This window comes from Burkholderia cepacia complex sp. TUM26381, assembly GCF_057439935.1.
Genome location: NZ_CM172008.1, coordinates 645,695 through 667,818 on the forward strand (window position 1 = coordinate 645,695; position 22,124 = coordinate 667,818).

A 22,124-nucleotide genomic window follows, 5' to 3' on the forward strand; every position below is an offset into this window, starting at 1 on the left:
CTCAGGCATCCAGATTGAAATTGATGGTCTTCAGCTCGGTGAACGCCTCGATCGTCGACCAGCCGCCTTCGCGCCCCACGCCCGAGCGCTTGATGCCGCCGAACGGCGCGTTCGGAATGCTGGCGAAGCCGTTGACGCCGATCGAGCCGCTCTTCACCGCGCGGGCGACGCGAAACGCGCGGCTGACGTCCGTGGTGTACACGCAGCCGGCGAGACCGTATTCGCTGTCGTTGGCGATGCGCACCGCTTCCTCTTCCGTATCGAACGGAATCACCGACAGCACGGGGCCGAAGATTTCTTCCTGCGCAATCGTCATGTCGTTGCGCACGTTCGCGAAAAGCGCCGGTTCGACCCAGTTGCCGTTGCCGGATGCGCCGTCGGGAGCACGGCCGCCGGCCAGCAGCGTCGCGCCTTGCTGCCGGCCGCTTTCGACGTATTCGAGCACGCGCGCCTGGTGGCGCCGGGAGATCATCGGCGCGGACGTGGTGGCGGCGTCGAACGGATCGCCGAACCGCACCTTCGCGAGCTGTTCCTGCGCGTGATGCAGGAACTCGTCCATGATCGAACGATGCACGAGCGCGCGGGAAGGCGTGGTGCAGACCTGTCCCGACAGGAAGGTCGAACAGAGGCCCATGATCGCCTGCGCCGTGGCCGGCACGCTGCGCGTGTCGGGAAAGACCAGCGCCGCGCTTTTGCCGCCCAGCTCCAGCGACAGGCGTTTCATGGTCGGCGCGCTCGCCACCGTGATGCGTTCGCCGACGAGCGGGCTGCCGGTGAACGTCACCTTGTCGACGCCGGGGTGCGATGTGAGCGCCGTGCCCGTTTCGGTCGCGCCGGTCACGAGGTTGAACACGCCGGGCGGCAAATCGCTGTCGGCCAGGATCTGCGCGAGCCGGCTCACGGCGAGGTTGGTGAGTTCGGACGGCTTGACGACGACGGTACAACCGCAGGCCAGCGCGGGCGCCACTTTCATTGCGAACGTCATCACCGGGCCGTTGTACGGCAGGATCGCCGCCACGACGCCGACCGGGTCGCGGAAGGTCATGTACTGCATGTTCGACGCGCCCGAGAAGATCGGCAGCGTGTCGCCGTTGATCTTGTCGATCCAGCCGAGGAAATGGTCGAAGATGTCGGCGGCCGCTTTCGCCGACACGCGCGAGTTGCGGCTGAACGTGTACGGAATGCCGTTGTCGAGGGTCTGCAACCGGGCGATTTCGTCCTCGGCTGCGTACAGTCGCTCGACGATCGGCTGCAACATGCGCTTGCGATCCTGCGCGCGCATGCGCGGCCACGGGCCTTCGTCGAACGCCTTGCGTGCCGCGGCCACTGCGAGCGCGACGCCGCGCGTGCCGGCTTCGGCGAAGCTGGTCATGACCTCGTTCGTGCAGGGGTTGATCTGGTCGAAACGCGCATCGGGCCAGTCGAGCCACTGGCCGTCGATGAAAAGGCGGCCCGGGCTGACATTCAGCGCATCGAGCCGGGAAACGAGACTGAGCATGGGTTCAGAGAGGTAAGGGGGTTACTTCGTCACCCCGGTGAATACGTAGCCGCCGTCCGGGTCCTTGCTGATCAACCCGAACGACGGGGAACAGAAATGCGTGCAGGTAAACAACGTGGCGCTGCCGTCGAGGCGTGACAGCAGCGTGTGCCGAGTGGCCGCCGACTGCGCGTTGTCGTAGTCCAGCACCAGCGCCATGTCCGGCCTGGCGACCTGCACCGGATGATGCATCGCGTCGCCGCCGATGATGAATTTTTCCGTGCCCGCGTCGACCTCGATCGCGATGTGGCCGATCGAGTGCCCCGGCGTGGAGAACACCGAGATGCCATCGCCCAGGTCGGTGTCGCGGTCGATGAAATTCGCGAGCCCCGCATCGACGACGGGCTGGATGGATTCCTGGAACGAGATGTCCTGCGCGGCGTACATCGCGTCGTTCGGGTCGCCCTGTTGCGCAAACGCGTATTCCGTCTTGCCGAAGTGGTAGGTCGCGTTGGGAAAGGTGGGCTGCCACCGGCCGTCCTGCTTGTACGTGTTCCAGCCGACGTGATCGAAATGCAGGTGGGTGCACAGCACGTCGGTGGCCGCGTGGCGGTCGATGCCGGCCTGCTCCAGCGTCGCCAGGAATTCCAGCCGCAGATCGGCGAACGCGTCGAAGCCCGCGACGTGCTTGTCGTTGCCGACGCAGGTGTCGACCACCAGCACGCGCGTGCCGGTCGTGACGATGAAGCACTGGCTGACGGCGCGCATGCGGTGTTCGTCATCCACGTAGGGCGGTTTCATCCACGGAATGGATCTCATCACGTCGGGCGTGGCTTCGGGCAACAGCACGCCCAGAATTCCGCTGATGTCCATCTCGACGATCTGCACGATTTCCGCATGGCCGATCCGGGAACGAATGGTATGCAGCAGCGGCATGGCGTTTTTCCTTGGAGAGGGTTGGAGTGAGCGCGTTGTCGAAGGGCGCTCCGGTGGATTGACCGACCTCCACCTTCGAGAAAGGTCTTATGAGGGCCCGTACGTGGATATCCGATTCAACCACGGCGCACGTCGTTACCGTCGCGTTTGCCGAGTGCTGTTCCGTACATCGGAGAATGCAGGCGTGATCCGCGCTTCGTCCATGCAACGCGACCTGATCGGCGCGCAATGCATTTGCTGGCGATGGCCCTCCCGCCAGAGCACATGAATGCACTGCGCTCACCAATGTACGGAACACTAAGTAATGCAAAATTGACGGGGAATTATTGCCATAAGTAGCATGGGTCTCGCTGCTTGTCGTTGATTTCAGGCTGCTGCTGCGCTCGTTCGTTGATCGCTGCGCCGGCGTGGCAGACGCGGGCGAAAGCGGGGGAGGGTAACGCAACCCCATGCGGGTGACCGGATGGATCGGCGCCCGATGCCAAAAACATATCGATAACAACGAGGAGATGCCACGATCATGAAGTTGTCATTCAAGCAGAAGCTCGGGGTGCCGCTGGTCCTGAGCTTGCTCTGCCTGATCCTGCTGTCCGTCACCGATGCGTACCGCAGTCGCGAGATGCGCCTCGACGAGCGCAAGTCCGATCTCGTGCATGCAACCCAGATTGCGCTCGCCACGGTCGAGTTCTATGTGAAGCGAGCCACTGCAGGAGAAATGAGCGCCGAGCAAGCGCAAAAGCAGGCGATGGACGTGATCCGCGGCATGCGTTACGGTGAAGCAGGCAGCGGCTATTTCTCGATCGTGAATTCGAAGGGCGTGGTGTTGATGTACCCATTCGACGCGTCGATTCAGAACAAGTCGTTGAGCGAACTGAACCCGAAGGCCGCCGCGATCGTCCAGCAGCAGATTGACCTGGTGGCAAGAACCGGCAGCGGATTCCAGCGCTTCGACTATCCGAAGGAAACGTCAGGGGTAACGACGGACGCTGCGCGGGTCGCATACATCGACACCTATCGTCCGTGGGACTGGATCATCAATACCAGCCTGTTCGTCGATGACATCGACAGCGCGTTTCAGGCGAGCCTGCTGCAAAGCCTCGGCCTGTGTGCGCTGATCGCGCTGGCGATGAGCGGCATCGTCGTGGCGCTCAATCGCGGGATCGCCCGGACGATGGGCGGGGAGCCGGGCTATGCGGTCGAGATTGCCGGGCGAATCGCGGCCAACGATTTTACGGCGGCCATCGTGACCGCGCCGAACGACCGCGCCAGCCTGCTTTACTCGATGAAGCGCATGCAGGCGAATCTGTCCGGCGCAATCAACGGCATCAAGGTGAGCGCCCATTCGATTGCATCGGCGGCCGCGCAGATCTCGGCCGGCGATCAGGATCTGTCCCGGCGTACGGAGATGCAGGCCGCTTCGCTGCAGGAGACCGCGGCGAGCATGGCCGAACTCTCGTCGAGAGTCGGCCAGAACACCGACAACGTCCGGCAGGCGAGCCAGGTCGCGGTGCAGGCCGTGCGGGTGGCCGAGCGTTGCAACGGTGTCGTCGCGCAGGTGGTCGATGCGATGGGCAGTATCGATGCCAGCTCCGGCCGGATCGCCGAGATCGTCGGCATCATCGAAGGCATCGCGTTCCAGACCAACATCCTGGCGCTCAACGCTGCCGTGGAAGCGGCGCGGGCCGGCGAGCAGGGGCGCGGCTTCGCGGTCGTCGCGTCGGAGGTGCGTTCGCTCGCTCAGCGCTCTTCATCGGCGTCGAAGGAAATACGGGGCTTGATTCACGAATCCGTCGGGCGCGTCAGGGGCGGCGTGGAACTCGTGAACGCGGCAGGTACGTCGATGGCCGAGATCATGCAGGCGATCGCGCGCGTGACCGACCTGATGGAAGAAATCGCGGCCGCCTCGGTCGAACAGGGCCACGGTATCGATCAGGTCAATCAGGCCGTGTCGGAAATGGACCGGGCAACGCAGCACAATGCCGCGTATGTCGAGGAAGTGGCCGCCGCTGCGCAGTCGCTGGACGATCAGAGCAAGCAGCTCGTCACGATGATTTCGAGTTTCATCGTTCGCGAAGACGATGCGCCGCCGGTGCACGAAGCGCCCGGTGCGCGGCGGTATGGCTCACCCGCGATCGAGTCGAGACCGGTTGCGGCGAGCGAGTCGTATGCGGTGTAGCGGGGGATGCAATGCCGCTATCGCGTCGCATCCCCGTCGCGGGTGGCGGTCGTGTACGGACTTCGGAACAGACCGCCGAAATGCCGTGCGAAACGCGCGCGTTTCCAGCTAACGGAACAACGCGTGGCCCGCATGGCGAATTCCAGCGGAACGGGCTTTTAATGCAGGCACGGAAAACGTGCGACGGATGAACGGCGGTTCCGGCCGACAACGCGTTCCCGCAGAACGGTGGCGCGCCGGCCGGCCCGGATCGATTCGTCCGGACCAGGAGACAACATGACGAACGCACTGCTGACAGACGACTCGACGCCCGGTATCCGCGTCATCACGTTGAATCGCGCCGAACGGATGAATGCGCTGGACGGTGCGACGCTCGCGGCACTGAACGACGCGGTGCGCACGGCCGCCGATCCGGCCCGCGATATCCGCGTAATCGTGATTCGCGGCAGCGGCCGCGCATTCTGCGCGGGCAACGACCTGAAATGGCTCGCGAGCGGCGTGCTCGCCGATCCCGCCGCGCACATGCGGCACCAGGACCTGATGCAGGACACGTTCGCGCTGATGGAAGCGTCGCGGCAGATCGTGATCGCGTCGGTCAACGGTTTTGCGGTGGCGGGCGGGTTCGAACTGGCGCTGGCATCCGACATCGTGGTCGTCGACGAAAACGCGGAACTGGGCGACGCGCATCTGCAGCGCAACCTGCTGCCGAGCGGTGGCGGCTCGCAGCGGCTGCCGCGCAAGATCGGGCTCGCGCGTGCGATGTACTACCTCGTCACCGGGCGGCGCATGACAGGCCGAGACGCAGAGCGGATAGGGCTCGCGTCGCTCGCGGTGAGCGGCGATGCGCTTGACGCGGCGACGATGCAGCTCGCCCGCGAGATCGCGCACACCGACGCCGATGCGCTGGCCGCGATGAAACACATGACCCGCCGCGCGCTCGAAATGCCGCTGAACGACGGGCTGTCGATGGAGCGGTGGATGCAGTACCGCTATCGCACCGAGTCGCCGTCGCTGGTGGCATCCGTGCAGGATTTCGCGCGGCGCGACCCAGGCTGAGCGGCGCGCTGCGACACGCGGCCGTTCATGCGCGCGTGGCTCGCCGGGTACCTGTGGCGCGCGGCTTGCGGGATTTCGGCGCGGCGGCCTGCGCAGGGTTGGCCGCGCGCCTGGCCATATCGACGGCCAGGTGATCGCGCTTCTCGACGAGGAAATCCATCAGCGCACGCACCTTGGCGGGCATCTGCTCGCGCGACGGCGTGTACAGGTAATAGCCGGGAAACGGCTTGCACCAGCGATCGAGCACGCGCACCAGTGTGCCGGCGTCGAGATGTTCGCGCAGCGCGATGTCCTGGTGCTGGATCAGGCCGATCCCCTGCAGTGCGGCCCGAATCATCCCGTCGTCGTCGTTCGTGACCACGCTGCCGTGCGGCTCCACTTCGAACGCATGCCCCTCGATCTCGGGCGACGTGAACTCCCAGCGATAGATCGCGCCGCTCGTCGTGTGCCGATAGCACAGGCAGTTGTGCCCGATCAGGTCGGCGGGCGTGGCCGGCGTGCCGTGGCGCGCGAAATAGTCCGGTGAGCCGACCACGGCCATTTCGAGCATCGGCGTGATCGGCACGGCCACCATGTGCTCGGCGAGGCTCTCGCCGAGCCGGATGCCCGCGTCGTAGCCGTCGGCGATGATGTTCGACAGCCCGTCGTCCATCACGAGCTCAACCCGTAGCAATGGATAGCGCGCCATGAATTCGCCGAGGTGCGGCTCGACCAGGTTTCGTGCGGCGACCCGCGACGTGTTGATGCGCAGCAGCCCGGACGGCTCGTGCCGGACTTCGTGCAGGTTGCGGATCGCCAGCTCGATCGAGCCGAATGCCGGCCGCAGCGTGTCGTAGAGCCGTTGCCCGTCCTCGGTCAGCGACATGTCGCGCGTGGTCCGGTACAGCAGCTTCACGTTGAGCTGCCGTTCGAGCGCTTTCAGGTTCTGCGACAGCGCGGCGCGCGACACGCCCATTTCGGCGGCGGCCTTGGTGAAGCTGAGATGGTGCGCGATGTGCACGAACCACGCGAGGGAAGGGAGCTGGGACGGGTCCATGATTCGATTGTCAAGTCTGGCTGACGAATATAGTCGATATTTGATTTTCCGGTAATCGGCGAAATGCCGGTGTCGGCCGCGCAAAGGCGTGCAGCGGCGAGCCGCGCGTCAATGCGCCAGGCAACGGGCGGGAAACGAGCGGGAAACGGGAGGCGGCGGCGGGCTGCTTCAAGCCACGTCAACGGGCGACGCGGGCATGCGGATGTGCGGGGGCCGGCTGGCGTGCGACACGGGCACCGAACCGGGCGCGCACCGGCCGTCGTTGCGACGGCGGTGCGCGGCGACGACGCGACCCGTTCCGTCAGACGATCTTGCGCGATCGCAAATCGGCCACCGCGCGTGCATCGAGCCCGATGCCGGCGAGGATTTCATCCGTGTGCTCGCCGGTCAGCGGCGGCCGCGTATGGATTTCCGGCGGCGTGCGCGACAGCGAAACCGGCGTCGCGAAGATCGGCACCGGCTTCGGCGCGCCGGGATAATCCATCCAGCGGATCACGTCGGCGGCCTTGATGGTTTCGTCCTCCAGCGCCTGGCGCGGCGAGTTGACGGGGCTGGCCGGGATGCGCGCCTGTTCGAGCGCGGCCAGCGCGTCGGCGAGCGTCTTGTCCTCGCACCATGCGCTCATCAGTTCGCTCAGCAGCGCGCCGTTTTCGCCGCGCAGCGCATCGTCGGCGAAGCGCGGATCGTCGAGCAGTTCCGGCCGGCCCACGAGCTGCGTCCAGCGCTTGAACATCGGCCGGCCGATCACCTGCGTGATGAACCAGCCGTCCGTTGCCTTGAAGATGTCGGACGGCGCATAGCCGGACGCGCGGTTCAGCGTGGCCTGGCGATCGAGCCCGAGCAGCGCTTCCTCGATCAGCGCGCCGCTGGCCATGTTCAGGCCCGTGCACAGCAGCGACGCGCTGACTTCCTGGCCCATGCCGCTGCGCTGGCGTTCGTAGAGCGCCAGCATCACGCCGAGCGCGCACGAAAACGCGGTGGCGAAATCCACCACCGGCACCATCGCCTTTTGCGGCCGGTCGGGCGTGCCCGCCATGTACACGGCGCCGCTCAGCGCCTGGCCGACGCCGTCGAAGCCCACGCGGTCGCGCACGGCTTCGCTGTTGCCGAACGCGTTCGACGCGACGAGGATCACGTCGGGCTTGATCGCGCGCAAGCTGTCGTAGTCGAGCCCGAGGCTCTTGAGCGTGCGGGGCGGCATGTTGGCGATCACCACGTCGGCATCGGCGACCAGCTTGCGCACGATGTCGCGCCCCTCGGGGCTGTCGAGATCGAGCGTCATCGAACGCTTGTTGCGGTTGACCTGCAGGAACAGCGCACCTTCGCCGTGTTCGGTCACGGGCACGATGAAGCGGTCCTCGCCGCCACCGACGCGGTCGATGCGGATGACGTCCGCGCCGTAGTCGGCCAGCAGCGCCGAACAGAACGGCCCGGCGATGAAGCGGCCGAAATCGAGGACCTTGATGCCTTCGAGTACTTTCATGTTGCGTTCACGGTTGGGTCAGGCGGAGGTCGCGGCCGCGCGCACTTCGTCGAGCGCGCCGGGATTGTCGAGCGACGACAGGTCGCCCGGCGGCTGGCCGCAGTACACGCTGCGGATCACGCGCCGCATGATCTTCGAGCTGCGCGTCTTGGGCAGCTGCGCGACCACATGCACGCGTCCGGGCCGGAACGGGCGGCCCAGGCGCTTGTCGACGTGGCCCGACACGATGGCTTCCAGATCGGCGGCCGCGACGCCGGCGCCGGGCTTCGGCACGACGAACACGACCAGCTTCTGCCCCTTGTCCGCATCGGCCACGCCGATCGCGGCGGCTTCCGCCACGTCGGGCAGCTCCAGCACGACTTCCTCGACCTCGGCCGGCCCCAGGCGCTTGCCGGCGACCTTCAGCGTGTCGTCGGAGCGGCCCATCATGAAGTAGTTGCCGTCGGGCGTGCGCAGCGCGAGATCGCCGTGCACCCAGATGCCCGGGAGGGTTTGCCAGTAGGTTTCCAGGTAGCGCTCGTCGTCGCGCCAGAACGATTGCGTCATGCCGACGAACGGCGCACGGATCGCCAGCTCGCCGACTTCGCCGGTCACGCTTTGGCCGTCGGCGTTCACCACGTCCACGGCCACGCCGGGCGAAACGGTGTTGAAGCCGCTCGGCGGAATCGGCCGGATCGGGACGCTCGCGAGCAGCGCGCCCGATGCTTCGGTGCCGCCCGTGTAGTTGATGACGGGCGCCGTGCCGTCGCCGAAGCGCTGCAGGAACCAGTTGAAATGCTCGGGCGCGATGCCTTCGCCGGCCGTGATCAGCAGGCGCACGGTGGAGCGGTCGCCCGCGAGCGCGAGCGCTTCGTGGCTGGCCATCCCGCGGATCAGCGTCGGCGCCGAGCCGAAGTGCGTGACGCGGTGGCGTTCCACCACGCGCGACATGCGCGACCAGTCGGGGTAATCGGGCGCGCCGTCGTAGCACACCAGCGTCGCGCCGCGCAGCAGCGCGCAGCCGAGCACCAGCGTGCCGGCGATCCAGCCCATGTCGGCGGGCCAGCAGTAGACGTCGCCGGGATGCACGTCGAAGTGAATCAGCGAATCGTGCGCGATCTTGATCGGGAAGCTGCCGTGGGTGTGCACGACGCCCTTGGGCTTGCCCGTGGTGCCCGACGTATAGATCACCATGAACGGCGTATCGGGCGTGACCGACACCGGCTCGATGCCCTGGCCGCGCGCGACGCTCGCCGTTTCCTGCCAGTCGAGATCGCGTGCGTCCTGCGCGGTGTCGCCTTCGCCGCGCTTCCAGATCACGTGTTCGAGCAGCGGCAACTGGCGCCATGCGTCGCGCAGCGCGCCCTGGACGTCCACGCGCTTGGTGCGGCGCGAGAAGCCGGTGGACGCGATCACGATGCGCGCCTCGGCCGCCGACAGGCGCGCGACGATCGCATCGACGCCGAAGCCGCTGAACAACGGCACGATCAGCGCGCCCAGATGCACGATGGCCAGCAGCGAGATGGTCGCCTCGACGCCGTTTTCCATCAGCAGGCCAACGCGGTCGCCCTGCGTGACGCCGCGCCGTGCGAGCCCGGCCGCGAAGTCGCGCACGCGCTGCTCCAGCTCCGCGTAGGTCAGCTCGCTCACGCCGCCGTCCTCGCGCTCGGCCACGACGGCCTTCTGCTGCGCGGTGGCCGGGTTGCGCGCCCAGCCGTAAATGGTGTTGACCCAGTTGAGCCGGCCGCCGGGGAACCAGCCCGGAAACTGCGGGCCGCGCGACAAGTCGACGTAGCCGGTGGGCGGCGTGTCCCACGCGATCGCGCATTCGCGCATCACGGTGTTCCAGTAGCGCTCGGGTTCGGCGATCGACACGCGCATCAGTTCGTCATACGACGGCACGTCCAGCGCGCGCATCAGCTTCACGATGCCGGCGTTCTGCAGTTCGCGCTCGCCGGGTTGCCAGGTCTGGCCGGATTCAGGATGGCTCATGGTCGGTCTCCAGCCTTATGCGCGTTCGACGATCATCGCGATGCCCTGGCCGCCGCCGATGCACATCGTTTCCAGCCCGTAGCGGGCCTGGCGGCGCTGCATTTCGTGCAGCAGCGTGGTCATGATGCGCCCGCCCGTCGCGCCCACCGGGTGGCCCAGCGAGATGCCGGAGCCGTTCACGTTGAGCTTGTCTTCGAGCGCGTCCATCGAGCTGCCCCAGCCCTTCACGCAGGCCAGCGCCTGGCACGCGAACGCTTCGTTGAGTTCGATCAGGTCCATCTGGCCGAACGTCAGGCCCGTGCGCGCCAGCACCTTCTGCACGGCGGGCACCGGGCCGATGCCCATGCGGGCCGGGTCGCAGCCGGCGGCGGCCCAGCCGACCAGCCAGCCGATCGGCGTGAGGCCGAGCTCGTCGAGCTTGTCCTCGGCGACGATCAGGCACGCGGCGGCCGCGTCGTTCTGCTGGCATGCATTGCCGGCCGTGACGACGCCGTCCTTCATGATGGTGCGCAGTTTCGCGAGGCTGTCGGGCGTCGTTTCGCCACGCACGCCTTCGTCGCGCGCGACGATCAGCGCATCGCCCTTGCGCTGCGGCACGGCGACCGGAACGATCTCCGCATCGAAATGGCCGGCTTGCTGCGCGGCGGCGGCGCGTTGATGGCTGCGCGCGGCGAAGCGATCCGACGCTTCGCGCGTGATGCCGTACTCGCGCGCCAGCGTCTCGGCGGTTTCGATCATGCCGCTGATGCGGCCGAAGCGGCTTTCCGGCTGTGAGCGCTCGCGGCCGCGGTCGAGCCGGTCGTGCATCGTGACCGAACCAGCGCGCTTGCCCCAGCGCATGTCGGTCGTATAGAACTCGACGTTGCTCATGCTTTCGACGCCGCCGGCCATCACCACGTCGGCCGCGCCGGTCTGCACCATCATCGCGGCCGTGGCCAGCGCCTGCACGCCGCCGCCGCAGCGCCGGTCCAGCTGCATGCCCGCGACTTCGATCGGGAAGCCCGCCTGCAGCGCCACCCAGCGCCCGGTGCACGGCGTCTCGCCGCTCGCATAGCTTTGTGCGAACACGACGTCGTCGATGCGCGCGGGATCGAGCCCGGTACGTTCGACGACGGCGCGCGCGACGGTCGCGCCGAGTTCCTCGACGGGAACGCCCTTCAGCGTTCCGCCGAATGCGCCCACGGGCGTGCGCAGCGGGGCGACGATGGCTGCTCGTTTCATTTCGAATGCCTCTTGAATGTCATCAATATTCAGCCACCCGTGCTCGCGTGTCACGCGCCGGCAGCTATCGTTTGTGGTGTGGTGCGCCTGCCCGATCAGCCGTAGCGGCCGCCCGTGACGTGCAGCACTTCGCCGCTGATGAAGCCGGCGCGCTCGCTCGCCAGGAAGGCCACCGCGTCGGCGATGTCGTCCGGACGCCCGACGCGCTTGATCGGCTGCGCGGCCACCGCGCGTTCCTTGATCGTTTCGTAGGTCGGCAGCGCCTGCACCATTTCCGTTTCCATGAAGCCCGGCGCCACGCAGTTCGCGGTGATCCCGTAGCGGCCTTCCTCCATCGACAGTGCCTTGGCCATGCCGATCAGGCCGGCCTTCGCGGCCGAGTAATTGGCCTGCGTCGGGTTGCCCAGGTGCGCGCGCGAGCTGATGTTGATCAGCCGGCCCCAGCCCTGCTCGATGAAGTGCGGCATCACCGCGCGGGCGGCGAGGAACGCGCCCTTGAGCATCACCGTCATCACGAAATCCCAGTCGTCCTCGCTCATCTTCACGAGGTACTTGTCGCGCGGCGCGCCGGCGTTGTTCACGAGAATGTGCACGCCGCCGAAATGCGCGACCGTTTCGTCGACGAGGCGCTGCACGTCGGCGGCCTGCGTGATGTCGCCCACGACGCAGTGCGCGGCCAGGCCTTCGTCACGCAGCGTTTGCGCGGTGGCCTGCGCCAGTTCGGCGTTGATGTCGGTGACGACGACGCTCGCGCCTTCCTGCGCGAGCCGGCGCGCCGTGGCGGCGCCCAGGCCGCGTGCCGAGCCGGTGACGATGGCGACCTTGCCGGTCAAACCCAGATCCATGTGTGTCTCCTGAAGAATTGCGATTCAGCGCAGGTCGACCCGCGCGTTGGTCAAAACCACCACGTTGCGCTCCACGGCCGTGACGCGCAGTGAAACCGTGTCGCCGCGCACCCACATCTCGGTACGCAGCGTGTCGCCGGGCCACGCCGGCGCGGTGAAGCGCACGCGCATGCCCGCGAAGCGCGTGTCGTCGTAGGCCAGCACCGTGCGCAGCACCGCGTGCGCGGCTACGCCCATCAGCGCCATGCCGTGCAGGATGGGGCGTGCAAAACCGGCCGCCGAGGCCACCGACGGGTCGGCATGCAACGGATTCAGGTCGCCGCTCAGGCGGTAGATCAGCGCCAGTTGCGCGGGCGTGGTCAGCTCGCAGACGTGATCGGGTTCGCCGTCCGGCATCGTATGCGGCACCGGCAGCGGGCCGGTGCTGCCGCCTTCGCCGAAGCCGCCGTCGCCGCGCAACAGGCTCAGTTGCACGACGGTCGCGAGCAGGCGGCCCGTGTCGGCATCGGCGATCTCGCGCGTCTGCTGCAGAAATGCGCCCTTGTTTTCGCCCTTGTCCCACAGGCCGGTGATGCGCGTCGTGCCCGTGACGCGGCCGCTGGCCGGCAACGGTGCATGAATCCTGATTTCCTGCTCTGCGTGCAGGATCTTTTGCCACGTGATGCCCGTGTCCGCTTCGCGCGCCCAGAAGCCCGGGTACGCGAGCACGTTCGCCATGGTCGGCAGCGCGCGCAGCGATGCGCCGTCCCGGCCTTCGTAGACGTAACGCAATTGCCCTGCGTCGAGCGGATCGGCGCCGAGGCCCAGGCCGAGTGCGTAAAGCTGGGTATCGCGCAGCGAGTACGCGTGCTCGATGGGCAGGAACGGGCGGGACAGCAGGTGATCGGGCTGGAGCGGCATGGCGAACGTAGCGGCAGTGGATTCGAGCTCCTACGATGGAACCGCCGGGTGAGCCGGTCAACGGATCGGCGCACATTGTTCCGTACCTTGGCAGACGACCGGGGCGCGGCGGCCGCAGGGCCAATACCGGCCTCGTCGGCGCGATTTCATCCTCCGGAACGTTTTTGGCCGGGCGATTGTTTCGCGTCGGCCGCCGGCGCAGCATCGGGTCGTTTTCTCTATCTTTTCAGGCGTACCGACATGATTCGCGATCAAGAAACGCTCAACGGCCTGCTCGACTCCATCGCCCGGTTTGTGCGCGAGCGACTCGTGCCCAACGAGGAGCACGTGGCCGACACCGACGAGATTCCCGACGACATCGTCGCCGACATGAAGGCGATGGGCCTGTTCGGCCTCACCATTCCGGAGCGCTTCGGGGGCCTCGAGCTGACGATGGAGGAGGAGGTGCTGGCGGTGTTCGAGCTGTGCCAGGCTTCGCCGGTGTTCCGCTCGCTGCTGGGCACCACCGTGGGCATCGGCTCGCAGGGCATCCTGTTCGACGGCACGCCCGAGCAGCAGGAGAAGTACCTGCCGCGTCTCGCGACCGGCGAGCTGATCGCGTCGTTCGCGCTGACCGAACCGGAAGCCGGCTCCGACGCGGCGTCGCTGCGCACCACGGCGATCCGCGACGGCGACGACTACGTGGTCAACGGCACCAAGCGCTTCATCACGAACGCGCCGCACGCAGGCATCTTCACGCTGATGGCGCGCACCAACCCGGAAGACAAGGGTTCGGGCGGCATCTCGGCGTTCATCGTGGATGCGAAGACGCCCGGCATCAGCTTCGGCAAGCGCGACAAGAAAATGGGGCAGAAGGGCGCCCATACGTGCGACGTGATCTTCGACAACGTGCGCGTGCCCGCCGCGAACCTGATCGGCGGGAAGGAAGGGCAGGGTTTCAAGACGGCGATGAAGGTGCTCGACAAGGGCCGCATCCATATCGCCGCGGTATGCGTGGCCGTGGCCGAGCGGATGCTGTCGATGGCGCTGTCGTATGCGATGGAGCGCAAGCAGTTCGGCAAGCCGATCGCCGATTTCCAGCTCGTGCAGGCGATGCTCGCCGACAGCAAGGCCGAGATCTACGCGGCCCGCTGCATGGTGGTGGATGCGGCGCGCCGGCGCGACGACAAGCTGCCGGTCAGCACCGAGGCGTCGTGCGCGAAGCTGTTCGCGTCCGAGATGTGCGGCCGCGTGGCCGATCGCGCGGTGCAGATTTTCGGCGGCGCCGGCTACATGTCCGAATACGCGATCGAGCGTTTCTATCGCGATGTGCGCCTGTTCCGCATCTATGAGGGCACGACCCAGATCCAGCAGATCGTGATCGCCCGCAACATGGTTCGCGACGCGCAATGACGCACGACGCAACAGGTGCCATGGCCGGTTCCGGCGCGTGCGCCGGAGCAGGCCGCGACAATGCGACGGAGGGCGGAGGATCGTCCGCGCGCCCGGGCCCGGGCGGCGCGCGGCACGATGCCCCGAACTGGGCATGGGCGGGCGGCAGCGCCCACTACGACTGGATGGATCACGCGCCGCTTGTCAGGCAGCGCGACTGACGCCGTTTCCGGTCATCCGCCTGCCGCCCCGATAGCGTCGACAGGTCGGCTGAATGCTGTTCGCCATCGCGATGCCGATAACGGTTTTCGCTCAATCCTGATCGAGCGTGTTCGAGCAGGCGATCCCCGGCTTTCCTGCGTGCGGAGCGCTTCCAGCCAGTCACGTTGATGGCCGCGTGAACAGGCCAGCGGTGTGCCGGTTTGCGGGCGCCCCCGATCGCGACAGGACCGGGCGTCACCATTTCAAAAACAGAACCGAAATTTCAGAATTGAACGGTTTTGAAACCTGGTGTTGAACGATCTCCCCGCGAACCGGGGCCGTTCGTTCGACGTTCGATGTGGCCTGCTTTTTGCGTGATTGAGCCTGCAACGTATGCGGCGCCATCCGGTCCGGCAGGAATTTTCCTCGAGTCGGGCGGGCTCGGCCGCGGAACGGAAAGCTTTTTCAAACCTGAGGTGATGCAATGACTGGCTGCCACAAACGAGATGTCGTCCCGGGGGACGGCGCGTGCGGGGTTGTGCATGAGCACGGCGCGGAGGGCGTTCAACCGACGGCGCGGTCCGGCGACCGGCGCGGCGATGCGAACTGGGCGTGGGCGAAATCCGGTGCGGGCTACGACTGGATGGATCACGCGCCGCTTTTCGAGCACCGCGACTGAAGTCGGGCGGGCCAGGCCGCGGCACGGGCCCGCCGTGCCCTGATTGACGACCGGCCAGCCGGTCTGCTGTTCGTCTTCCCGGTTGGTCGGCTGAATGCTGTTCGTCGTCGCGATGTCGATAGCGGCTCCACGGCGATATGACGAAGATGTTGACTGGCGAAAGCCGGGACGATGCAACCGCGAATGACCGATGCGACGATCCGCATGCCGTCCAGTGAAGCAGGCGGGCGGAGGACGGCGCGTCAGCGAGCTTAATTCAACTATTCACTATCCATGGTCGCCGTGACACCTACTCCCATCCAGTCCATCCTGATCGCGAACCGCTCGGAAATCTCGATTCGCGTGATGCGCGCCGCCGCCGAGCTGAACATCCGCACCGTGGCGATCTATTCGAAGGAAGACCGGCTCGCGCTGCATCGCTTCAAGGCGGACGAGAGCTACCTGATCGGCGAGGGCAAGAAGCCGCTTGCGGCCTATCTCGACATCGACGACATCCTGCGCGTCGCGCGGCAGGCGAAGGTCGATGCGATCCACCCGGGTTACGGCTTCCTGTCGGAGAACCCCGATTTCGCGCAGGCCGTGATCGACGCCGGCATTCGCTGGATCGGCCCGTCGCCCGACGTGATGCGCACGCTCGGCAACAAGGTGGCCGCGCGCAACGCGGCGATCGCGGCCGGCGTGCCGGTGATGCCCGCGACCACGCCGCTGCCGGACGATCTCGACGCGTGCAAGGCGCTGGCCGCGGAAGTCGGCTATCCGCTGATGCTCAAGGCAAGCTGGGGCGGCGGCGGACGCGGGATGCGCGTACTGGAAAGCGCTCAGGATCTCGAGACCCTGCTGCCGGTCGCACGGCGCGAGGCGCTGGCCGCGTTCGGCAACGACGAGGTATATGTCGAGAAGCTCGTGCGCAACGCGCGGCACGTCGAGGTGCAGGTGCTCGGCGATCTGCACGGCACGGTCGTGCACCTGTACGAACGCGATTGCACGGTGCAGCGGCGTAACCAGAAGGTGGTCGAGCGCGCGCCGGCGCCTTATCTCGATCATGCGGGCCGGCAGGCGCTGTGCGAATCGGCGCTGCGCCTGATGCGCGCCGTTGGCTATACGCATGCGGGCACCGTCGAATTCCTGATGGATGCCGACAGCGGCCAGTTCTATTTCATCGAAGTGAACCCGCGCATTCAGGTCGAGCACACGGTGACCGAGATGATTACCGGGATCGACATCGTGAAGGCGCAGATCCGCATCACGGAAGGCGGCCGGATCGGGCTCGCGGAGGACGTCGCGAACGGCGACGGCGCGATCGTCGAGCGCGCCGCCGGCGTGCCGGCGCAGCAGGCGATTCCGCTGAACGGCAATGCGCTGCAATGCCGGATCACGACCGAGGACCCGGAGAACGACTTCCTGCCCGACTACGGGCGGCTCACTGCGTACCGCAGCGCGGCAGGCTTCGGCGTGCGGCTCGACGCGGGCACCGCGTACGGCGGCGCGGTGATCACGCCGTACTACGATTCGCTGCTCGTCAAGGTGACGACGTGGGCGCCGACGGCGGCAGAATCGATTCACCGGATGGATCGCGCATTGCGCGAGTTCCGCATTCGCGGCGTCACGTCGAACCTGCAGTTCCTCGAAAACGTGATCAACCATCCGGCGTTCATCGCCGGCGACGTGACGACACGCTTCATCGACAAAACGCCGGAGCTGCTCGAATTCGCGAAGCGCGGCGATCGCGCGACGAAGCTGCTGCGCTATCTCGGCGAGCTGAACGTGAACGGCAACGCCGAGATGAGCGGCCGCACGCTGCCGGCGCTGCCGCTGTCGAAGCCGGTGCTGCCGAAGATCGATACGGTCACGGCGCTTCCGGCCGGCACGCGTGACCGGCTGCGCGAACTCGGGCCGGAGAAATTCGCGCGCTGGATGCTCGACCAGAAGCAGGTGCTGCTGACCGACACGACGATGCGCGATGCGCACCAGTCGCTCTTCGCGACACGCATGCGCACCGCCGACATGCTGCCGATCGCGCCGTTCTACGCGCGCGAGCTGTCGCAGCTGTTCTCGCTCGAATGCTGGGGCGGTGCGACCTTCGACGTCGCGCTGCGCTTCCTGAAGGAAGACCCGTGGGAACGCCTCGCGCTGCTGCGCGAGCGCGTGCCGAACATCCTGTTCCAGATGCTGCTGCGCGGCTCGAACGCGGTCGGCTATACGAACTACGCGGACAACGTCGTGCGTTTCTTCGTACAGCAAGCAGCGAGCGCGGGCGTCGACGTGTTCCGCGTATTCGATTCGCTGAACTGGGTGCGCAACATGCGCGTCGCGATCGATGCGGTGGGCGAAAGCGGGATGCTGTGCGAAGGCGCGATCTGCTACACCGGCGACCTGTTCGACACGTCGCGTTCGAAATACGACCTCAAGTATTACGTCGGCATCGCGCGCGAGCTGCAGCAGGCCGGCGTGCACGTGCTCGGCATCAAGGACATGGCGGGCATCTGCCGCCCGCAGGCGGTGGCCACGCTCGTGAAGGCGCTCAAGGAGGAAACCGGGCTGCCTGTGCATTTCCATACGCACGACACGAGCGGCATCGCCGCGGCGTCGGTGCTCGCGGCGGTCGAAGCCGGCTGCGACGCGGTGGACGGCGCGCTCGATGCGATGAGCGGGCTCACGTCGCAGCCGAACCTGTCGAGCATCGCAGCCGCGCTCGCGGGCAGTGCGCGCGATCCGGGGCTGAATGCGGACCGACTGCATGAAGCGTCGATGTACTGGGAAGGCGTGCGCCGCTACTACGCGCCGTTCGAATCGGAGATTCGCGCGGGCACGGCCGACGTGTACCGCCATGAAATGCCCGGCGGCCAGTACACGAACCTGCGCGAGCAGGCGCGCTCGCTCGGTATCGATCATCGCTGGACCGAGGTGTCGCGCGCGTATGCGGACGTGAACCGGCTGTTCGGCGACATCGTCAAGGTCACGCCGACGTCGAAGGTGGTCGGCGACATGGCGCTGATGATGGTCGCGAACGATCTGGCCGTGGACGACGTGCGCAACCCGGACAAGGACATCGCATTCCCCGAGTCGGTCGTGTCGTTGTTCAAGGGCGAACTGGGCTTCCCGCCGGACGGCTTCCCGGCGGACCTGTCGCGCAAGGTGCTCAAGAGCGAGCCGCCCGCGCCGTATCGCCCCGGCGACCAGATCGCGCCGGTCGATCTCGACGCGGCGCGCACACAGGCCGAGGCCGCGTGCGAGCAGCCGCTCGACGACCGGCAACTCGCGTCGTACCTGATGTATCCGAAGCAGACGGTCGACTATTACGCGCACGTGCGTGCGTACAGCGACACGTCGGTGGTGCCGACGTCCGCGTTCCTGTACGGGTTGCAGCCGCAGGAGGAAGTGGCGATCGACATCTCGCCGGGCAAGACGCTGCTCGTGTCGCTGCAGGGGCAGCACGCCGATGCGCAAGACGGCATCGTGAAGGTGCTGTTCGAGCTGAACGGTCAGTCGCGTTCTGCGCTGGTCGAGCAGAAGACGGTCGTGCATGCGGGCAAGGAGCGGCACGGCCTGCAACGCGCCGATCCGGCGAATCAGCTGCACGTGGCCGCGCCGATGCCGGGCTCGGTCGTGACGGTGGCCGTGCAGCCGGGCCAGCGCGTGACGGCCGGCACGACGCTGATCGCGCTCGAGGCGATGAAGATGGAAACCCACATCGCCGCAGAGCGCGATTGCGAGATCGCGGCCGTGCACGTGAAGCCAGGCGAGCGCGTCGCGGCGAAGGATCTGCTGATCGAGCTGAAGGGCGCGGCGTAACGCGCGCCGCGCCGGATGCTTGATGCGGCAGGCCGTTGCGACACAACGGCCTGTCGCGCGGCACGGCTCGAATCGATCGGGTTCGGGGATGGCGGGCCGCGCGCCGGCCGTCGTGCCGGAGCGCCTCGATGGGCGTCCGGAATCGATTTTGTGTTCCGTACATCGACTGATCTCCCTGCACGCGTTCCGTCTCGAAATTGTCGGGAAAGCCCCGCTTCAGACCGGGGGCAGCCGATTTTTTGCGCCGATTTTCGTTTCAAAGTACGGAACATATCAGCGCTACAATTGACTCGTTTCCCGGTTGGCTCGTGTAATGAGGCCATCCGACGGTCGCATGTGGCGAGCGCCGCCACCGCGTGCGGCGTCCCGCCCCGACCGATCGGGACGAGCAGTTCATGGCCGCTTCCAGAGCCAGATCGAGACAAACGGAGCAATCGATGTCGCCGCAGGCAAACCGGGCAGCGCTGCCCCTGTCAGGACAGGAAGACGCGAGTTGGCACGACGCGCCGATCGGAGACCGCGAGCGTCCGGACGGCGGGCCCGCGTCCGGCGCGATGGTCGTTCCGCTGGCGCGCAGCCTGGCGATCCTGGCCGCGTTCTCGCCGCACGAGCCGTGGCTCGGCAATCAGGAACTCGTGATCGAAACGGGCATTCCCGCGCCGACGGTGTCGCGGATGGTGCGCTCGCTCGTCGCGCTCGGCTACCTTCATTACTCGCCGCAGCGCCGCAAGTATCGGCTGGCGGCCCCCGTGCTGTCGCTCGGCTATGCGGCGATCGCGCATTCCAACGTTCAACTGCTCGCGCGACTCGAAATGCAGGCGTTCGCGAACACGAACGATACCTACGTGATGCTCGGCACGCGCGACCGTCTCGACGTGATCGTGCTGGAAACGTGCGCGAGCAAGCCGGCGTCGGTCGACCTGAAGCTGTATGCGGGCACGCGCCTGCGCATCGCCTCGTCGCCGATGGGCTGGGCGTTGCTGGCCGCGTTGCCGGAACTCGAACGCTTCTACCTGCTCGGTAACATCGAACGCAAGACGGGCCGCGACTGGCCGAACCTGCGCCGCCGCATCAGCGAGGGCATTTCGCAGGTGCACAACGTCGGCTATTGCATGTCGCTCGGCGAATGGGAGCCGGATCTGACGATTCTCGCGGTGCCGCTGGTGGTCCAGGATCACACGCCGCTCGTGCTCGCCTGCATCGGGCGCAGCGCGCGGCTCGGGCGCGCGCGGGTCGAACGGGAACTCGGGCCGCGGCTGGTGGCGGCGGCACAGCATCTGCAGGAGCAGGCGGTCGTCATCGACTGACACGAACATGAACAGGTCCGACAAGCAACAGGGCGTCACGCTGACCGTCGAACGCGGGCTCGAGGTGCTCCACGCGTTTCGTGCGGCCCGCGCGCCGCTGTCCAACGCGGAGCTGGTGCGACGCACCGGCCTGCCGAAAGCGACGGTATCGCGGCTGACCACGACGCTGATCTCGATCGGCTACCTGCGCAGGGTGGGCGGCGGGCGCCAGTTCGAGCTCAGCGCCGGCGCATTGAGCATCGGCCACGCCTATCTGGAAGCAAATCCCGTCACGCGTCTCGTCACGCCCGTGATGCAGAAGCTGGCCGACAAGCTGAACCTGTCGGTCGCGCTCGCGGTCCCGCATCGGCTCGACATGGTGTATATCGCGTGGCGCGCGAGCGCCCGGATCGCGACGCTGCGCCTGGGCGTCGGTTCGCTGCTGCCGATGGCGACGACCTCGGTCGGCCGCGCGTATCTGTACGGGCTGCCGGACGCGATGCGCGAGCCGTTGATGGCCGAATTGCTCGACGCGGCGGGAGACGATGCGGGCGCCGTGCGCGAGAACCTCGATGCGGCGTTCGACGATCTGAAGCAGTCGGGCGTGTGCATGTCGGTCGGCGAATATCAGCGCAACGCGTACGGCATCGCATTGCCGATCGTGGTCGGCCGGACCCGTACGCTGATGGCGCTGAATTGCGGGGCCGTGGAACTGGAGCCGGACATGATGGCGATCCGCCAGCGCGTGATGCCCGAATTGAAGGCGGCGGCCGAGACGCTGTCCTTCATCCTGAGCGACGTCGACTGCGAGCCCTGAGAATCAGGCCGGACGCGGGCGCAAGCCGGCTTCGATGACTAACTAATGATCGTTATATTTGATGGAGACGGTACCGTCAGGTGCCGGTAACCGGAGAAGTTTCATGCAAGCGCAAGCCAAGTACGAGGATTCGGGCATTCGCCCGATCGCCGACGCGGAAGCGATCGACCGCCTTTCGTCCGGGCGTTTCACCTGCCGCGCGTACCTGCCGGATGCCGTGCCGACTGACGTGATCGAGCGCATCGTCGACATCGCGAAACGCGCGGCGTCGTGGTGCAACGTGCAGCCGTGGCACGCGACCGTGACGTCCCGCGACACGACCGAGCGTTTCCGCTCGGCGCTCGTCGCGCATGCCGCGCAGCATTCCGGGATCGATTCCGACATTCCGTTCCCGGACGAATATCGAGGCGTGTACGGCGAGCGGCGCAGGGAAGTCGGATACGCGCTCTATGCGGCGCTCGGCATCGCGCGCAGCGACAGGCCGGCGCGCGAGCGTCAGGTTGCCGAGAATTTCCGGCTGTTCGGCGCGCCCCATGTCGCGTTGCTGACGATACCGGCCGAGCTGGGGCCGTATGCGGCACTCGACTGCGGCGCGTTCGTCGCATCGTTCATGCTGGCGGCGCGCGCGCATGGCGTTGCGACGACGGCCCAGGCGGCGCTGGCTCATCACGCCCGATTCATCCGCCGCTATTTCGGTATCGGCGACGAGCGGACATTCGTCTGCGGCATCGGGTTCGGTTATGCCGACATGGCGCATCCGGCGAACGCGTTCCGCTCCACGCGCGTGGCCACGGCGGACGTAATGCAGATGGTCTGACGGGTGCCGCTCTGCTCGGGTCGGCATCCGTCGAGCCTTTGCGTGACGGTAACGGGCGAG

General features: G+C 66.9%; 15 protein-coding genes. 7 read left to right on the plus strand and 8 right to left on the minus strand.

Annotated features, from left to right (window positions below; all coding sequences use genetic code 11):
• Position 1: 1 nt before the first annotated feature.
• Together ACWMMN_RS34825 and ACWMMN_RS34830 are read right to left on the minus strand one after the other, a co-directional pair.
• Positions 2 to 1,498: an aldehyde dehydrogenase family protein gene (locus ACWMMN_RS34825; protein WP_059241627.1), complete on the minus strand. Its 1,497-nt coding sequence runs from the start codon at positions 1,496 to 1,498 to the stop codon at positions 2 to 4.
• Between the two features lie 21 nt (positions 1,499 to 1,519).
• Positions 1,520 to 2,413, minus strand: a complete 894-nt coding sequence (locus ACWMMN_RS34830) for an MBL fold metallo-hydrolase (RefSeq protein WP_486424122.1) — start codon at positions 2,411 to 2,413, stop codon at positions 1,520 to 1,522.
• Positions 2,414 to 2,933: 520 nt separating this feature from the next.
• On the opposite strand from ACWMMN_RS34830, the gene ACWMMN_RS34835 reads away from it, so the two are divergent.
• A complete protein-coding gene (locus tag ACWMMN_RS34835) occupies positions 2,934 to 4,589 on the plus strand; it encodes a methyl-accepting chemotaxis protein (RefSeq protein ID WP_226196019.1) in 1,656 nt (551 codons plus the stop codon).
• Between the two features lie 276 nt (positions 4,590 to 4,865).
• A complete protein-coding gene (locus tag ACWMMN_RS34840; RefSeq protein WP_059241631.1) occupies positions 4,866 to 5,645 on the plus strand; it encodes an enoyl-CoA hydratase/isomerase family protein in 780 nt (259 codons plus the stop codon).
• 25 nt (positions 5,646 to 5,670) lie between these two features.
• On the opposite strand, the gene ACWMMN_RS34845 is transcribed toward ACWMMN_RS34840, so the two are convergent.
• The 6 genes from ACWMMN_RS34845 to ACWMMN_RS34870 all read right to left on the minus strand — a co-directional run bounded on the left by ACWMMN_RS34845 (position 5,671) and on the right by ACWMMN_RS34870 (position 13,101).
• Complete coding sequence (locus ACWMMN_RS34845) at positions 5,671 to 6,681, minus strand: LysR family transcriptional regulator (protein WP_486424123.1); 1,011 nt, start codon at positions 6,679 to 6,681, stop codon at positions 5,671 to 5,673.
• A 301-nt stretch (positions 6,682 to 6,982) separates the two neighbouring features.
• Positions 6,983 to 8,164: a CaiB/BaiF CoA transferase family protein gene (locus tag ACWMMN_RS34850; protein ID WP_486424124.1), complete on the minus strand. Its 1,182-nt coding sequence runs from the start codon at positions 8,162 to 8,164 to the stop codon at positions 6,983 to 6,985.
• An 18-nt stretch (positions 8,165 to 8,182) separates the two neighbouring features.
• On the minus strand, positions 8,183 to 10,135 hold the full coding sequence (locus tag ACWMMN_RS34855) for an AMP-binding protein (protein ID WP_486424125.1): 1,953 nt from the start codon (positions 10,133 to 10,135) through the stop codon (positions 8,183 to 8,185).
• A 15-nt stretch (positions 10,136 to 10,150) separates the two neighbouring features.
• A complete protein-coding gene (locus tag ACWMMN_RS34860) occupies positions 10,151 to 11,356 on the minus strand; it encodes an acetyl-CoA C-acetyltransferase (protein ID WP_059241639.1) in 1,206 nt (401 codons plus the stop codon).
• A 95-nt stretch (positions 11,357 to 11,451) separates the two neighbouring features.
• Entirely contained in the window at positions 11,452 to 12,201 is a 750-nt protein-coding gene (locus ACWMMN_RS34865) for an SDR family NAD(P)-dependent oxidoreductase (RefSeq protein ID WP_059241641.1), read from the minus strand.
• A gap of 24 nt (positions 12,202 to 12,225) precedes the next feature.
• Positions 12,226 to 13,101 carry a MaoC family dehydratase gene (locus ACWMMN_RS34870; RefSeq protein WP_486424126.1) on the minus strand — a complete coding sequence of 292 codons (876 nt, stop codon included), beginning with the start codon at positions 13,099 to 13,101 and terminating at the stop codon, positions 12,226 to 12,228.
• 240 nt (positions 13,102 to 13,341) lie between these two features.
• On the opposite strand from ACWMMN_RS34870, the gene ACWMMN_RS34875 reads away from it, so the two are divergent.
• The 5 genes from ACWMMN_RS34875 to ACWMMN_RS34895 all read left to right on the plus strand — a co-directional run bounded on the left by ACWMMN_RS34875 (position 13,342) and on the right by ACWMMN_RS34895 (position 22,064).
• On the plus strand, positions 13,342 to 14,493 hold the full coding sequence (locus ACWMMN_RS34875) for an acyl-CoA dehydrogenase family protein (RefSeq protein ID WP_069751392.1): 1,152 nt from the start codon (positions 13,342 to 13,344) through the stop codon (positions 14,491 to 14,493).
• Positions 14,494 to 15,625: 1,132 nt separating this feature from the next.
• Positions 15,626 to 19,144, plus strand: coding sequence for a pyruvate carboxylase (locus tag ACWMMN_RS34880; RefSeq protein WP_486424127.1), 3,519 nt, complete (start codon positions 15,626 to 15,628; stop codon positions 19,142 to 19,144).
• Positions 19,145 to 19,581: 437 nt separating this feature from the next.
• A complete protein-coding gene (locus tag ACWMMN_RS34885) occupies positions 19,582 to 20,451 on the plus strand; it encodes an IclR family transcriptional regulator (RefSeq protein WP_059241649.1) in 870 nt (289 codons plus the stop codon).
• 7 nt (positions 20,452 to 20,458) lie between these two features.
• Positions 20,459 to 21,247 (plus strand): IclR family transcriptional regulator, encoded by a 789-nt coding sequence (locus tag ACWMMN_RS34890; RefSeq protein ID WP_059241651.1) that lies wholly within the window; start codon positions 20,459 to 20,461, stop codon positions 21,245 to 21,247.
• A gap of 103 nt (positions 21,248 to 21,350) precedes the next feature.
• Positions 21,351 to 22,064, plus strand: a complete 714-nt coding sequence (locus tag ACWMMN_RS34895) for a nitroreductase (protein WP_256087370.1) — start codon at positions 21,351 to 21,353, stop codon at positions 22,062 to 22,064.
• The last annotated feature ends 60 nt before the right edge of the window (positions 22,065 to 22,124 follow it).